The sequence below is a fragment of the Treponema sp. R80B11-R83G3 genome, from assembly GCF_054786115.1.
In genome coordinates this window covers 40,117-56,664 of the sequence record NZ_BDHF01000004.1, presented here as the reverse complement: position 1 = coordinate 56,664, position 16,548 = coordinate 40,117, and the positions used below count along the sequence as shown (strand labels likewise).

Annotated in this window: 13 protein-coding genes; all 13 read right to left on the bottom strand. The window is 41.4% G+C overall.

Going from position 1 to position 16,548, the window contains the following annotated elements; all coding sequences use genetic code 11:
• Positions 1–50: 50 nt before the first annotated feature.
• The 13 genes from ACYVRH_RS01205 to ACYVRH_RS01145 all read right to left on the bottom strand — a co-directional run bounded on the left by ACYVRH_RS01205 (position 51) and on the right by ACYVRH_RS01145 (position 15,983).
• A complete protein-coding gene (locus tag ACYVRH_RS01205; RefSeq protein ID WP_461255104.1) occupies positions 51–2,063 on the bottom strand; it encodes a glycoside hydrolase in 2,013 nt (670 codons plus the stop codon).
• An 86-nt stretch (positions 2,064–2,149) separates the two neighbouring features.
• Positions 2,150–2,305 carry a hypothetical protein gene (locus tag ACYVRH_RS01200; protein WP_461255103.1) on the bottom strand — a complete coding sequence of 52 codons (156 nt, stop codon included), beginning with the start codon at positions 2,303–2,305 and terminating at the stop codon, positions 2,150–2,152.
• Between the two features lie 106 nt (positions 2,306–2,411).
• Positions 2,412–3,371 carry an AraC family transcriptional regulator gene (locus ACYVRH_RS01195; RefSeq protein ID WP_461255102.1) on the bottom strand — a complete coding sequence of 320 codons (960 nt, stop codon included), beginning with the start codon at positions 3,369–3,371 and terminating at the stop codon, positions 2,412–2,414.
• Positions 3,372–3,598: 227 nt separating this feature from the next.
• Positions 3,599–3,976 carry a hypothetical protein gene (locus tag ACYVRH_RS01190; protein ID WP_461255101.1) on the bottom strand — a complete coding sequence of 126 codons (378 nt, stop codon included), beginning with the start codon at positions 3,974–3,976 and terminating at the stop codon, positions 3,599–3,601.
• Complete coding sequence (locus tag ACYVRH_RS01185; protein WP_461255100.1) at positions 3,973–4,614, bottom strand: DUF998 domain-containing protein; 642 nt, start codon at positions 4,612–4,614, stop codon at positions 3,973–3,975. The genes ACYVRH_RS01190 and ACYVRH_RS01185 overlap by 4 nt, the downstream gene beginning before the upstream one ends.
• Positions 4,614–5,039, bottom strand: a complete 426-nt coding sequence (locus ACYVRH_RS01180; RefSeq protein ID WP_461255099.1) for a DUF2141 domain-containing protein — start codon at positions 5,037–5,039, stop codon at positions 4,614–4,616. Before ACYVRH_RS01180 ends, ACYVRH_RS01185 begins: the two co-directional genes overlap by 1 nt.
• Before the next feature lie 91 nt (positions 5,040–5,130).
• A complete protein-coding gene (locus tag ACYVRH_RS01175; RefSeq protein WP_461255098.1) occupies positions 5,131–5,751 on the bottom strand; it encodes a hypothetical protein in 621 nt (206 codons plus the stop codon).
• 174 nt (positions 5,752–5,925) lie between these two features.
• Positions 5,926–6,828, bottom strand: coding sequence for a carbohydrate kinase family protein (locus ACYVRH_RS01170; RefSeq protein ID WP_461255097.1), 903 nt, complete (start codon positions 6,826–6,828; stop codon positions 5,926–5,928).
• Between the two features lie 126 nt (positions 6,829–6,954).
• Entirely contained in the window at positions 6,955–8,790 is a 1,836-nt protein-coding gene (locus tag ACYVRH_RS01165; protein ID WP_461255096.1) for an ASKHA domain-containing protein, read from the bottom strand.
• A complete protein-coding gene (acsC, locus tag ACYVRH_RS01160; protein ID WP_461255095.1) occupies positions 8,790–10,106 on the bottom strand; it encodes an acetyl-CoA decarbonylase/synthase complex subunit gamma in 1,317 nt (438 codons plus the stop codon). The genes ACYVRH_RS01165 and acsC overlap by 1 nt, the downstream gene beginning before the upstream one ends.
• A gap of 6 nt (positions 10,107–10,112) precedes the next feature.
• The gene (gene acsB, locus ACYVRH_RS01155) at positions 10,113–13,595 is read right to left on the bottom strand and encodes an acetyl-CoA decarbonylase/synthase complex subunit alpha/beta (protein WP_461255094.1); all 3,483 of its coding nucleotides are present in this window, start codon (positions 13,593–13,595) and stop codon (positions 10,113–10,115) included.
• Complete coding sequence (cooS, locus tag ACYVRH_RS01150; RefSeq protein ID WP_461255093.1) at positions 13,583–15,535, bottom strand: anaerobic carbon-monoxide dehydrogenase catalytic subunit; 1,953 nt, start codon at positions 15,533–15,535, stop codon at positions 13,583–13,585. The genes acsB and cooS overlap by 13 nt, the downstream gene beginning before the upstream one ends.
• 58 nt (positions 15,536–15,593) lie before the next feature.
• Entirely contained in the window at positions 15,594–15,983 is a 390-nt protein-coding gene (locus ACYVRH_RS01145; RefSeq protein WP_461255092.1) for an ORF6N domain-containing protein, read from the bottom strand.
• Between the last annotated feature and the right edge of the window lie 565 nt (positions 15,984–16,548).

Sequence of the window (16,548 nt, the reverse complement as noted above, 5' to 3'; positions counted from 1 at the left end):
CTTGATACAAGAAAAAATGAAGAGGGAAAAAATTTCCCCCTTCTCTCATGCTATTTAGTAAACCTTACTGAAAGAATAGTACTGCCCGGCAATGAAACATAAGCCTCATTCCTGTCCTTGGATATGGGAACTGTTTCAGGTTTTGCCTGTCCTGACGCGTTTGACCGCACGGCCTCGGCATTGCGTATAACAAAACCATCAGGAAGCTTTATTTTAATTGTTCCCATGTTTGTTCCACCGGAGCCGCTGGTGTTTGTGGGAGTATACATAACCAGGCTGATCGCGGTTATGTCATCTAGGGTAATATTTTTGTTCACCCTTTCCCTGTCCCGTCTCCATTCGGAGCCGTCATCCCAGTCGGAATTGTCATTCCGCTTAAAGGACACAAAGGCTGTTATTTTTACCGAACCGCCTCCGTTAGTTTTATTCTGAGTAGTATCGAACGAAGCCTGATTTACATTGGAGGCGCTTATGGGAGCGCCGTCAGCCAGCGTGCCTGAAATATTAACACCGACCCTTCCGGTCTCTTTTGCGAATTTGGCGTAATGGGACAACGCGTAGCCACGGGGCAGAATCGCGCCATCTATGGTTCCGTTCTTGCCATCGCCAATCATGCCATAGAAGCGCTTGGATACCCACCAAAAAAACGCGCTTTCGTTATTCAGCCTGACAGTCAAATCCACCTCATTAATGAAGGGCCATACATAGTTCCATGTTGAATCATTTTCATAGCCGCCCTCGCCACTGTTAATGTTATGCTCCGTCATCCAGACTTCTTTGGCGTCAAACAGGGGATCATCAGGGTTACTAATAAATTTCGGATTTAGAGCGAGTGGATATGTATACCTCGACGTTCCCTCAGTCCCGTATATATGGCGGCCTATAATATCAATGCACGCCCTTGAAACTCTGTCATTAAGCGCTGAATCATGCGGTGTAACTTCATTATGCGACTCGCCGCCCATAATTTTTACATATGGAAGCGCCTTACCTCCGCCATATCCGGGTACAGCCGGTTCATTACTGGTAAAATGGCCAATGCCGGGCGTTTTCCAAAAATCCCTGTTTTCCGCATATTGATTATCTCTTCCCCCGTACTCACATCCTTCATAACTCACCACCCATGTATATTCATTCTGCAGAGAAACCGCGTAAATCGGAGCGCCATTTCTTGCCATGATTTCGCAGTACGTCCTCAGGTAATCCGCCCAGTCCAAATAGTTTGCTTTCTTTAATGAACCGCCTCCTTTTATCGAATCATTGGTTTTCCACGCTGCCGGAGGACTCCACGGGCTTGCCATAATATAGCCCCCATACTTGTTGACTATCTTGGCGTTTTTATAATAATTCGACAGGTCTATTTCAGGATATGTCTTGTTGGTGACAAGTTCATCCATAATCTGGTTAATATCAGTATACTCTTCGGACGTAGGCACATAAATGCGTACCATGTTATAACCCAATTTTTCCGGGTCAAACATTGTTTCATAATCCGCCGGAACAGAAACAGGCAAATGATCGAAAGCTATATCATTTCCGCCAAAGCCGCGCACATACTGGTACCGCTGGTCGGTATTTACCGTTACAACCGCGTTTGAAATATCGGCGACATCTGTCTGGACATTCACTATTGCCACGGCGCTGGTTGTCGTTTTAACTGGGTTTTTCATGGTAGTATTTGTATTGGTGGCAACCACATAGAAATAGTACGTTTTTGGTTCAGATGTTATATTTGAGGGAAGAGCGTAAGTCAAGCCAGTCGCGCCTATTATTGCCGTCCCGCCTGTTTTGGCGGCGACCGTGTTTGAATACCATTGCAAGCTTAAAACATCGTCATCTGTCATTTTTTTTACCGATACCGACAAGTTTTTAATATCAGTATCGCCGACAAAGTATATCGCGCCCTGCGGTTGCGTGGTTATTACAGGCGCGGCGGCGTTTTCCGATGATGAATTCAGTTCTTCGTCTTTCAGACTCCCTGCAGGGCAGCCGGTAAAAACAAACGTCAATACCAGCGCGACAAGACAGAAGATTCCTCGAAAATAAAATTTTTCTTTGTTCATTCTTTGTTCCTCCTTAAAATAAATTAGCGTTATAAAAATAATAAAAATGAATATTTTTCATCATTTTTATTTTTTAAAAGATTTTATTATTTGACTAAAAAATACCAGAGGTGTACCGTTTCATCACCAAAATACCACGGGTTCCCATCTGAATTGAGTTGATATATGCCAATCGCTATAACAGAAATTAAAACAAACAGAATGATAACGGGAATTATCCAATCCAATTTTAAACCATACATAAAATCCTCCTTAAATGTTTATACATAGAATGTAATATTCAAGAAGATAATACGCTGTTCTAAAATTGCCACTGATTGTTCCTAAATTGCTTTATTATTTTTAATGTTAAAGCTGTCTGTTTATAATGGGGATGCAAATATTGCAAACTTTTCCGGTATCTGCCGTACTGCGTTCATCGTAAAGTTCAAAGGCGATTGAGTTATCGTCAAATTCATAACCTGAATTGGGAAACCATTCGGAAAAAATAAATTTCCATGCATCTTTAAGTATTGATGAAAAATTATCCTCATTAGACGGAGGCGTTGTAAAAACCGCAAACAGCGCTTCGGGTATCGTATAAACGTCATACCCAAAAGGAATAGCCAACTTTGGCTTTGCTTCCACTCCTATAAGATAAATTGACTTTTCTTCATCATTATCCTTAAAAAAACAAGCTCCGTATTCGGCATGAAATTTAAGAAATGATTCCTTGTGCAGTTTCTCCAACCTTCCGTCCGCCCTGCATTCTTCCCATAGTTCCTGAAGTTTATTAAGGGGTTTTCTTCCGTCATCAATATCGGCAACAGGGCTTTGAGGATCCAGATAATGCGACGACGGGGACGAAACGCTTATAGGCATTTTTATTTTAAAAGCGAAACCCGCTATCTTAAAAGACGCTTTCTTCGCTATTATTTTTGGCTCTATAACAAATTCGGAAATAAATTGATTGGATTTTGAAAGGTCGGAGATTTTTGGGACATCGAATGTCGCATAAGCGCGGTAAATTTCAGGCGGACACCCAAAATAACGGCGAAACGCTTTTGAAAACCCCGAATGAGTTTCAAATCCGTACTCAACCGCTATGTTGAGTATCTTGCGTCCTGAATTTAATTCAGAAGCGGCATAAGCAAGCCGCCTGTTCCTGACATATTCCATAATGGAAGTTCCAACGCCGCATTGAAAAATCCGGCAAAAATAATACGGAGAAAATCCCGCCCGTTCCGCAAGTTTTTCAACATTCATTTCTTCTTTTATATGTATGTCAATGTACCGCAGCATTTCCTGTAAAATATCAATATGCTCCATGTTATTGCCCCCCTTACAATACTATACATTATATTATCCTTTACTGTTCCAAAATTGCTTTTTTATATATTTTCTGAAAATGATTAAAAATATTTAGTATCAATTAATAATTTTTTTATTCTTTACAAAGTAAAGTCAGAAATTTGTAATTTCAGTTTCCGAACAGTTTTCTTTTAAGAAAAAGACTTTCAGGGAGAAAAGATGAAAAGTTTTTATTATTTCTGTTGTTATTGGCATATGTCGGCCTGTTTTTTATGTGCTACAAATAAAATCATATATTTTTTCACAACCCCACTTGGCAATTTCCTGTATTCGCGGGAATAAGGAACACGGCCGTCAAACATGTATAGTTTTCCAATAATTCCATTCAAACCGGCAGGAACTTTATATTTGTTATATCTTCGTATGCATACGATAACAGACTTGCCGTTATCAGGCGGCTTTGCAAGAGCGTATAACGGCTCATAAAGTTGTTTTGATTCAGGAAATGTTTTAATTCTTTCATCTAAATACTGAGAATATTCTTCAAATACTGAGGAAGGAATTATGCCGCACGCTACGTAACCTAATTCCAGCGCCTTATTTTTTATTTCTTGCGTTTTCATTTTAAAACTCCTTCCTTTTTTATATTATTATACATCCATAATGACATTATTCCTATATATATTACTATTGAATATACATTTATACGTTCTGCAAAACCAAAATATTCTTTTGGCAATATACCCACTAACATTGACCCTGCCATTAATAAAAATAATGTAATAAATGAAATAATGCCGAGATACTTATAATTTGTCTTCCGCATAAATCCAATACCAAAAAGCATAAGTGAAACTACAGTAAATAATACGACAAATACGGTAACAACTATATGTATTATATCCTGAAAAGTACCCGCATAACCTGATTCGGATAATGGGAAAAATGTGTATCCAAAAAATGATACTATGTTCATTATACAAAAAACACATGAAGCAACATTAACAATTTTATTTATTTTGTTTTTAAGATAAGTAAAAAGACATATAGTGAATATTACGGAAAACATGCCATAAATAAACGCGAACGCCCGTGCTATATTTCTTGACGGAGAATTTGAAGCGGTTAAATCACTAACTGCCTGAGCCATTGGATTATAACCTTCATAAAAAATATTCCCAAGAATTACGTGGAGAAAATAAAAAACAACTGAAAATATGCCAAATAAAGAAATTATTCTTATCACACTATGTTTTTTCATTAAACTTTTCCGATATTTATTGTTATCCTGTTTGAAACGGCATTTATTGAAATTTTCTGCTTATTAAAACCGCCCGGAATACCGCCAGTATAATTTGATAAGCCAACAGGCTCTCTTGGAAAACCTAAAATATTTGTATCTAATATTCCATTATTATTTGTATCCTGAAATAACGCTATTAAATACTCGCCTTCCGGTATATCAAATGAATGGGCAATATTTTTACTTGCGCTTTCCAATATAAAAGAAGTATAAGGAATGTCTTTTTTGTAATCCCTTTCATTTGAATATATTTTTACGTAAATTTTTCCATCATTTACATTTATTCCGGTAATATCCAAAGTGAAAATTATATTATTATCAGCGAATATATTTCCAATGCATAATAACGCTAAAAACGCCAAATATGCTATTTTTTCATTCATAATTTTATACCTCCCTTAATATGAATTATCAAAATATAACGATTTTACACAAAAACCACTTTAGTATAAAATATTAGCAATAAATAATTATTCATTTAAATTGCAACCCCATTACCATTCCAACGGTATTTAACGCGGGATTATTTTCATAAGGCTTTCCATTTGATGAATGAAACCATTTTAAAACCGTATATGCTTTATAATTATTTATCGGATATTCCATCCCTAATCCTATATTTGTTCCAATATTAACATATGTTCCATTTTGCGGAAATTCTCTTGTATAAACAACTAAACTCATTCCACAACCTTCAATAAATATTCTGGAATTTATTTTTGGAATAGGTATAACATACATTCTGACGCTCCAATTTAATTCAAATCCAAACGTCATTCTTCCGTTTTTTGGCCTTTCATTTCCAAAATTGTCCTTTTGGATTTCATTTAACATATCATAAGCCAATAATCCATTTAATCCAATTCCAAAATCAAATAAATTGTATTGAGGAGTAATGTATATTAATTTTAATACCGCGTCATATCCGCATTGCAATAATTGAATATTATCATCAAAATATGAGGAATAATAACCTAAATAAATTCTATTATTAAAATTTCTTTGGAAATAATTACCTTCAAATGTTTCCTGAGAAAAAATATTAATTGCCAAAAAACCAAACATCAAAATAAATATCGCGATCTTTTTATCCATATTAAAGGTTAAAATACCAAATTTACAAAATAAAAAATTAACAGTATTGATCATTTTCAGAATTTATCGGGGAAAAATTCATTTTTTCAGGCTTATAATGAACAATTTTGAACATTTTTAACGTTTTTCATTGTTAAGCGGTATATTTTCAAGTAAATCATACGGTTTCAGCATTTAAACGCCTATCGGTTTTATTTTTAATAATTCTTCTTCTGATAAAAATCCTTGCGCAGCTCCGTTTTCCCCTATCTTATATGAAGCAAATATTATCGCTTTTTCTATCGCATAATACGGGTCTTTTGTTTTATTATAGAAATATATAAATGATGAAAATAACGCGTCTCCGGCGCCTATTGTATTTACTATGTCTCTTGTTTTTACCGCCGGATAATGTTTAATTTTATTTTCCTCCCTTATATACATTAATACGCCGTTTTCACCAAGCCCTATTACGATTATTTTATTATTATATGTTTCTATTATTTTTTTTAAGAATTCTTTTTCCGTGCCTGAAATTTTTTCATTGCTAAAGAATAATATATCAGAATATGCCATAAAATCTCCGCTGTATTTATCATTAACATCATCCAATACATGTACGTCTGTCGCTATTGTCTTGCCGTAACTTTTTACCTTTTTTAATAAATCCCTTGAATAATTTATATTACACAATACCGCTATGTCAATTGTATTAATTATCTTATCAATTTTTTCCGTTGGATATTTTATTTCCTGTACATTTTTTAAATCACAAATAATTTTTCTTTTATTTTCGTTATACAATATTACAGATTGCGACGTTTTTTCCGCTATAGGTAAAACATATTCAGTATTTATGCCTATTTTTTCCATTTCATTTTTTATAATATCCATGTAAATATCATTACCTGTTACTGAAAAAAATATGGGCTCGCCTCCCAATGTCTTTATTGCCTTTACAATATTATATCCAACGCTGGCAACTGTGGTATTAACCCCGTAAAATTCATATTCTATAGGTGTATATTCTATGGGAAATTTGTCTATTTTAGCGGTTATTTCAATTCCTATATGGCCGGAAACTAAAATACTATTCATACTTTTTCCTAATAATAATTATGTTAATTTTTTCTTGAAATTGTCAAGAATAATTTTATTATTACAGACATGGAGATTTACAGATTTAGCAAATCTAATCTCTATCAATAGAGGAACTTTTTTGAATCACTCAAATAACTTCTTATCCGTATGCGGTAAAAAAAGAGCGCCTGTGTATCTGTCCATGTAGTTAGCCTCGCTGCTTAAATCCATGTACGTTATTTTATTGGCAATCTCATGCATTTTTTTCCTTCTTTCTTCGCTAACCAAAGAAAGATACGCGCCCAAAACCGAAGTGTTGCCCAGAAAGGAGAATTTTTCATTCGGCAGACGAGGCAGCAAGCCGATAGTTCTCGCGTCCTCAAGATCAAGAAACCTTCCAAAACCGCCGGCTACGCAAAACTTTTCCACATCGTTAAACGACATACCGGCGTTGTCAAGCATTGTTTGGCAGGCGGAAAAAATAGCGCCTTTCGCGCGGATAAAATTGTTAATGTCGCTTTCATTGAGCGATATTCCATCGCAAAGAAAATATTCTCCCTTTTTTTGCGAAAACTTTCCGGCGGAGTCAATAATTCCCTTCCTGAAAAGTTCCGCGATAGCGGAAATTACCCCTGATCCGCAAATACCGATTGGTTCCGCGCCGCCTATCGTGAAGATTTGCGGTTTTCCGTTTTCATCAATCACTACCCTTTCTATCGCGCCTGAACACGCCCGAACTCCGTGTTTTATTCCTCCGCCCTCAAAAGCGGGGCCGGCTGAACAGGCGCAGGCGAAAATAAAATCGTTATTTCCTAGAACAATTTCCCCGTTAGTGCCAATGTCTATAAATAAAATAAGTCCGCCTGAATAATTTTGCGGCGCGGCAAGAGCGGTACAAAGTAATCCGGCGGTTATGTCGCCCCCCACATAGCTTCCCACGGCGGGGGCGAATAATACGGGAGCGTTTTCACACACGCCTATTCCCACAAGACCTGCCGTATAACATTGCGGCAGGAAAACTGCCGGAGTGTACGGGGAAAGGCGAATATATTCAGGAATGACACCTAACAGTAAATGAGTCATTGTAGTATTTCCTGCCGCAGATACGCAAACTATCTGATTCGCTTCAATTCCCGCATCTTTACAGGCGGCAATTAATAGCTCATTAATTGTTTTAAGTATCCGCGTTTTTAATTCGGGAAGGAATTTTTTCGCATAATTAATTCTGCTTATCACGTCCAAACCGCACTCGATCTGTCCGTTATACGCGTTATGAACCGCGATAACTTTTCTGTCTTCCATGTCTACAAGCCACAACGCGACAGTCGTAGTTCCTATATCAACGGCAATTCCATAGGCTTTTTGCTGTTTTTTAGAAACATCAATTATTTTGGCAACATCATCTTCCGTAAAATAAAAAGCCTGTACTTCGCCTTCGGGGAAAAAACCGCTTTCAACGGACGCGCCGGTTTGCTGATTCGGCGAAGAATCAAAATTACGCAATTTTTCAGGTAAAACAGCTAACACATTAAGCGGTATTTCTACAGCCTTACATTCCGTTTTCTTTGTAAACGCTTTTGTAAATCTGTCAATGTCAGATAACCCGTCCAACAGCGCGGGTTTTGCTATTTGAAGATTTACTTTTTTTAAAAAATATTCCTTGCTTTCCGGCAAATATTCGGACGGGTCGTTAAAGTTTTCAAATTGGCCTTCCTTGCCGGAAGATTTTCCGTAAGCTGACTTTGGAATCTCCACTGTAATTGACTCATCAGGAACGGCAGTCTGGCAAAGAAGCGCGTCTTTAACGCTTGCCCCATTACCCCCCGACGCGGTTATTTTTACGCGGCATTTTTGGCACGTTCCCTTGCCGCCGCACGGAGTCTCAACAAAAATTTTCGCAGAACGCGCGGCGGACAGGAGCGGAGAGGCTTTTTCCGCTTCTACCGTGATATTATCCGGTAAAAAAGTTATTTTAGGCATTATTTTTTCATCAGAACATTTTTAATAAAGCCTTCCAAATCCCCGGCTTCACCGGGACCTACAAGAACTTTATAACCCGGCATATTTTCTTCAAGCTCGCCTGATATTTGCGCGACATAACCTGGGATAACAATTTGTTTTGTTTCAGTCTGTTTTTCAATGTCTATTTCCTTAATAAACTTGGCGATTGAAGCGCCTGAAAATTTTCCAGCCGCCCACGCTGTCAGCACGCTAAAGCCCTCGCATTCGGGGATAACAAGCCACGCTGAAATGCCGCTATTCTCAATTTCTCCTGAAACCAAAAAGTAGGTTAACGAAAAATTTGTCGTAACAAAAATAGGCGATTTCCTGTCAGGCTCGCCTATCGCGTAAAGTTTTGGCTCCACTTGAATTGGTTTTTGCGGGTCCGTATAAATATTTTGGCGCAATGTAAACAACGGCATAAGCTGCGCAGGATCAAAACTTGGCATAACTATAATTCCGCCGAATTTATCAATCTCCGTAACGGCGGCTACAACGTCATCAGCCGCGTTTCCCGTGTTGATAAATTTCAATGTCGCGTAACCTAAAGCCTTAATGTTCTTTTTAAGCGCGGCTTTTCTTGCGATTGAATTTGTCTGGAAACTTTCAGCAAGAGAATGGGTTTGAAATTCAATTATTAAATCGTTAAAACCGCCCTCCTTTATTTTTGCCGTCAATTCAAAAATGCCGTCAATGTCCGCAGATGTAACCGCAATCACTTGGTTGTCCCTTTTTGCGATTTTAACCGCTTCTTCCGCCGTATCCGCAGTTATGCCGCATAAAACGCTTTTGGAACCCGCCACCGCCGTGGAAGCTTTATCAAGGGAGGCAATATCTTTCGCGCGAAGCAACAGCGGCAATTTTGTTTTCTCGTAAACTTTAGCGCAGTAATCGGCAAAAGATTCGCCCTGCTGGGTGACGGCAATAGCGCCTATAAATAATTCTTCGCCAACGCGGACAGGCCTGTAATTTTTAATTTTTTCAGCTAACGCAATATCCGCGCCTTCGTCAAGATTAACCGCAATAACCGGTTTGTTTACAAATGTTTTTTCGTGCCGGTACATTACGGTTTCTTCGCCAAGGGGGCTTATAACTTCAGTTCCTATTTTTACGCCTTTTACCGGCGGCTCGCTCGCCGCTCCCAGCACCTGCTTTGCCTCATCGGAAGCGTAGGGACATTCGGAGAGCATCGCTTTTTTCGCCGCAAGCTTCATGGCGAACGCCATACACGTGCTTGAACCGCATTCTTTGCAGTTTGTACCGGGAAGGAGTTTTTGAATTTGTAACCCGCTCATTGCCATTTATTTACCCTCCCTATCCATCAAACTATTGATGGTTTTCTTTATTGTTGTTACTGCTTCCGGCGTATAAAGAATCAATATGTCAGCTCCGGCGTACAACAGAGTTGTAGCCGCCGCAATTTCCCAATAAGCGGCGCGTTTCGCCAAGTCTCCCCAATCGGGGAAGCTTGATTCTGGCGCTTTAAATTCTTTAATCTTCGCGCACTCCTGTCCGACAGAGACAATCATCGGGCTTAAGAGCATATTGTCTCCTCCAAGCCCCGTTAGGCGAATACGCTCCATTACGGAATATGTGTATTCAATGCCGTAACCAATTGTGCTTGTCATCGGGTCTATGATTATTTTGTCGGGAGCCAAGCCCATGTTGGTTAACAAAATATTTAACTGTTTGCTGATATTAACGTCAATTGGGGCTTGCGCTACAAGCGTGTGGCCATAAGCCATCGCGGCCCCGGCGATAGTTCTGTAATTATCCTGCTCTACCCAGTTAAAGAGAAGATTCTCACCTTCGCAGTTTTGGGCGATTGCCTTCATCACCTCATTGTTTTTTTCAAAGTGGCTGGTGCCTGTGATAATCAGAGGCACGTCTACCGCTTCAAGAATTGATTTTACAAGATCGACGCTCTGCTTAGCGCTGTAGTTACTGCGCTCTGGATGAGTGCCGTCAAGTTTAACGCTGATTAAGTCCGCCCCGTACTTTTCCACGCAGAGTTTCGCCATTTGCGCCGGGTTGTTTAAAACGTCTCCGTAAGCCTTGCGCAGAATTTCCGGGTACTTTTCGCTTACGCTGTCAAAAACTTCCATGGCGACTAACGGCTTGTTCGGCATCTTGCCTTCCCAAAAATGGAACGGCATACAGTCTGCGCCGCCTATTATATGCGTTTTTCCGCGCGTGCCACCCTCTGATTTTAAATTCCCAAGTTTTACGGAATATATTGAACAGCTTGCGCTGTCCGCAGGAAGGGCGAAACTTTTAATCGCTGAAATACGCTCTGATGCAGATACTCTAGGTTCTTTTAAAGAGGCGGCTAATTCGGCTTTAATTTCCGCGCTTGCGGAAGACGGAGCCTTGCCTAAAAAACGCTCGCTTAAAATGTCAATTATGCCTGTAATAACTTCTTTTGTTACATCCGCTTTTATTCTTTCTGTAATGGCGGCAATGTCAACATTCAAGGGAATAATCCCCACTTCTTCCGTTTTCGCGGACGCAGGTTCGCCTAACGAAGCGTCTTTTTTAACAGTATCAGTTTTAACAGCCTCAGTCTTCGCGGCATCTTCCCCTGCCTGTTCGCTCTGCGCGAAACGTGACATATCTTCCATTTTCAACGCGGGGTGTTTAACTTTTTCCATGAATTTTCGCGTTTCTTCGGCTGTCACGGCATTTGTCTCATCCGCGATTTGATCAATAAAACCGGGCAGTTTTTGCTCGTCAAAACGCCTTAACAAATCGTTACGCAAAAGGTCTTTCAATTCTTTGGTCATCCACACGACCCTCGCGTAACCGCCCTCCGCAGACAGGAACTTTCTGCTTGTAAGGAAAACTTTTCCGCAACCAAAGAAGCCGGGAGTTTGCTGGCCACCGCCGACAGAACCTGCCAATGTTGAGAATGTCATTCCAATGGGAGTGTCGCCCAAATATTCGCGGTTAACCGCCATTACGCCGTTGCACTCCGGCACGTAGGCGCAGATAACTTCAAAACAGCCGCAACTTGTCATCGGCCTGTCCATGATTGAATAAGCGCAGAAAGTTTCTACCGTTTTATGGCTGTTCGTAAAAACATAATCGCTTACTCCAGACCAGATTCCCTTTACAGGATCAAGGCACTCGCCTTTTTTAAGCGGCTGATTGGGGCCTGTTTCGTCAATTTCATACGCCGCTTTGCCGTCCAGCCAGTTGTACGCGCCGCATAGGCCAAGCCTCTCCGGCGTGATAACACATACGTGATTGGGGGCAAAACTCTGGCAAAGCAGACAGGAATAAAAAGTATCCACCGATTCATCGGTCATGGCTTCCAGTCTGCGGTTGCGCTCGTCGTAGACTTTCCGCGCGATGGCAAGCCTTTTTTCCACTTCAGCTTGATCTGTAACAAGCGTTACGCGCACTTTATCAACTATCGCCGGATAATCCGCCAATAATTTGGCGTGGAGAATTTCCCCGTAGTGTTTAAGGCGAATGCCTTTTTCATAACCTGTTTTGGAAACGCGCGTCCATACAATGTCCCTCTGTCCCATGTGCCAGATTCCTTCCGCTCCGTTAATCATGTGGTGAATTTGCCGCTCAAGTATCGGTTCAAAATCAGGCTGCATTTTTCTGCCAGCAGCTTCCACCCAGATGCCGAGGGGTAGCCTGCCGCCCGGTTCCACGGTGTCAATGTCAGGGCCGATAATTTTAATTTCTCCGTCGTTAATCGCGTCATATTCCACGCTTGTAACAAACTCAAAAGCAAGTGTTTTGTTGCCGCCAAATTCAACATGGGTGTCCTCTTTGCGGATTCTTTCCCCTTCAAACGCCGGGCCGTAAGCGACAGGAATAGGCACATTAACTATTTTTATTTTACAACCCCGCACTTCAAGGGCTTTTTCCACTATTTTATCATGAGGCACTTTTGAAACTACATGCTCGTAAGTGCATACGCCAGTCGGCAGAATTTCAGGAATGTCGGTGTCTGAAATAACCGGGAAGCCGTAATTAATTGCCCCCGCAGCCGCCGCGTATTTGTCGTTTGTTACTTCACCTAACGCCATTACAAAAGCGAAAATTCTATTTTTGTTATATTTTAAGTTAGCCTCATAATCGCCCGGCTTTACGCCGCCAAAGGAAAGCGCGGCGCGGTTGGCGAACCCAAGCGCGTAAATTAAAGCGGAAACGTCGCGCCCGAAAGGCACAAGGCGGGTTTCCCAGCCAAGTTGTACGCCTTCGGCGGCTAGTTGCTCCGCAAATTGCACTCCGTCTGTACAGCCGCCCATAAACACATAAAGATTTTTCTGCTGCAGTTCCTTAGCGATTTTTACCGCCGTGGCGTTGTCGGGCGCGGCTCCGGTAATCGCGGCAAAACCGGGAGCGGTTCCGTCTACAAACTCAATCCCGCGCTCGCGCATAATTACATCGTTAGCCGCTCCAAGCCAAATGCCGTCAACGGGATTAGGGCCGATAAGGTATTTGCACGCTTCGATTACTTCGCACGCGAAAAGAGCGGCGGCTCCCGCGTCAAGTGCGCTGCCAAGGTACGGCAGCCAAACATTTTCAGCAGGTCTCGCGGGCAGAAGCGCTTTCGCTTCTTCCAGAATATCCCGTAAATCGGCAAGCGTTTTCATTTTTTTGCCTGTAAAAGAATAAATGACAGGCAGAAAATAATTTGTATCGGGAAAACCAACAGGGCAGTCTAAACCTTTTTGTTTTACCGCTTCATCTAACTTTTTGACAGCTTGGGCGATAAACTCTGCTGCTCCGTCAATCGCGCTGGTACATATTAGTTTTGACATGACAACGCCCTCCTGTCTTTCATATCGAAGAGTTTGCGCTCAGCTTTTTTGTTGATTCCAAGCGCGTCTCTTGCCTGATTGATCAGCTCTACAATGCGATCCGCAGCCTTTATCGGGTCGTCAATAAAATGAAAACTTGCCCCGTATTCTTTTCTGACTTCGTTGTGAAGGTAATCGCTGACAGCCTGCGAGCCTGAAACATAAAATGGATTTCCCAATATTACGTCAACTCCGCTCGCGACAAAGTAACAGCCAATCGCCACCGCCTTCTCGCTCATCCACTCAGGCGCGACGCCTACGGCGGGTAAGGTCGCAATATCATCACCAAGACCGCCCTCAAAAACAACTTCTGTCGCCGCCTCAAGAATTCTTGAGTTGTCAACGCAGCTTCCCATGTGCAGTATAGGCGGGATGCCCACCGCTTCGCAAACTTCCCTAAGCCCGGCTCCAGCCTGTTCTAACGCCACTTCCGGCTTCAACAGCCCCGCCTTAGCGCTTGCGATAGCCGAACAGCCTGTTTGAAGCACGAGTATATTTCGTTTAACAAGTTCGAGGGTGAGCGTATTTGTATAATCGTCCGTTTTCTGCTTTGTGTTATTACAGCCGACAATTCCAGCTATGCCGAGAATTCTGTTCGCTATAATCGCGTCATTCAGCGGGCGGAAAGAAGCGCGGTAGCGTCCGCCAAGCATATATTTTATCGCGTCTACCGAAAAACCCGCGACAAGTTTTTCATTGTTCGCAGGAATATTCACTTTTGATGAATCTCTATTCTTAAAATTATCAATGGCGCGTTTTACAAGTTCTTTCGCGTTCTTTACAGGATCGCCTCCATGCTCCACGTTGACATGGCTCGCGCCGATAGTTTTGGCGATGTCGGCGGTAGAAATAATTTCCGTGTGATAATTTTTCGCTACGTCGGGAAGGCTCGGCATACAGCACTGTACGTCTATTATCATCATTTCGACCGCGCCGGTTACTATTACCAATTCCTGCTGAAGAAAATTTCCGGCAAGCGGAACGCCGTGGCGGATTAAAATTTCATTGGCGGTACAGCAGATGCCGGCTAAAGTAATCCCCTTCGCACCCGCAGACTTTGCGTATTCAACAATCTGAGGATCAGAGACGACGCTAGTCAGTATTTCAGAAAGGGCCGGCTCATGTCCGTGAATTAAAATGTTTACCGTATCTTTTTTTAACACGCCAAAATTTGCGGCGCTTTTTACAGGGGACGGAGTTCCAAAAAGTATATCGGAACAAATCGACGCTATCCTTGAGCCGCCCCAGCCGTCCGCAAGAGACACTTGAAGAGCGTGATGCAATAAATTGAGATAATCGTGATCAACGCCCATCGTTGTTCTATGCATAGCCTCTACTACCATTCGATCTACGCCGTTTGGTTTGATGCCAGTCGCTTCCCATACGCTCTGCCTTTTTTTAGGCGCTAATTTTAAAGTTTTTAAAAAACCTTCCTGTTCTGAAAATTCGCTAAGGAACAAATTGGACAGTTCCAGAGCGACTTCCTCGGCGCTTCTGCCCTCTTCTTCCACGCCGTAAAGCCGCGCCGCGCGGCGCAGAGCTTTTTCATCTTTAATTTGATAGCCTTGCGCTTTTCCTTGCGCGACTTCTTTAAGCTGCAATACCAAATGCCGCCCGTGATCGGAGTGGGCGCTTGTTCCGCCTACAACTTCGCGAAGAAAATTCCTGGCAACAATCGTGTCGGCTGTCGCGCCGCAAATCCCCTTTGGCGACTTAGGCGTAATTCTGCACGGCCCCATGTGGCAAATACGGCAACAAACGCCGCTTTTGCCAAAACCGCACTGCGCCTTTTGAGTTTCCGAACGGTCAAAACACGTTTCAACGCAATCGGCATGGCTTTTGTCCAACATAGCCGCCGAAGCGCCGTCGCTTACCTTTGACAAAGTATCCTTACTCTCCATAAATCTTCCTTATATCATCAGATCATTATTTTTATTATATTATATACATAATATTTTATCAATTTGTATTATCCAATAATAATGATATATGGGATTGTTGTTCAGGCTTTTCTTTAGCGTCCGCCAAATTAGCGATTGTATGCGACAATTCACGCAGTTTGGCAAAAGTTTCAATAATGGCAATCGTCGCCGCCGTCGCTTGCGGACTTCTCAATATTGTGGCAAGCATATACAGGCCTTTTTCCGTAAATGCTTTTGGCGTACCCGGATAATTTTTAATTTTTTTGAACTTATCAAAACTTTTGATAAGTTCATCCTTGTCAGCTTCGACAATATAACCCACAGGAAATTTATCAGGATTATTCTTAATAGCCTGATTTACCTCTCTCGTTTCCACGCCGTAGATACTCGCCACATCGCTGTCAATTAAAACTTTCTGCCCTTTCACTTGCAAGTGGTCAGGCGTTTATTTGGCTGTGAGCCTTTCCGGCGACTAAATAGCGTAGGTAGAAAGCTTTATCGTGGGTTCGTCGCCTGACGTTTATTCTCTGAATTTTCTTTGTTTTATTACAAAGTCTCTACGGCGGAGAATTCCAGAAGATGTTTTTGCCATGCGCAGGGCTAAAAAAGCCTACGGCTTTTTTAGCTTAGGAGTTTTGCCAAACACAAAAAACAATAAAAAAGCATAGAGCCTTATCAAAGGCAAAAAATCACAGTGAATACTGTAGTTCTCTCTTTGGCAAAACTCCCAAGCAATCCGGCGTAGCCGGATTGCCCTGTACTTAAAGACTTTATAAGAAACGGTGACTGTCACCACTTTTGGAAAGAGGTGACAGTCACCCTTTTAGTGCGTTACCCCTGCACATTTTTATGATTTTTATTGACAAATATTTGAAATTAAAGGATAATTAAGCAAAAATGGGATTTTAAATTCCATAATATAAAGGCAGGAATAACAAAAGATAAAGGTAAAACAATCATTAAACGTAGTTTTAACGGTTATTTCCCTGGCG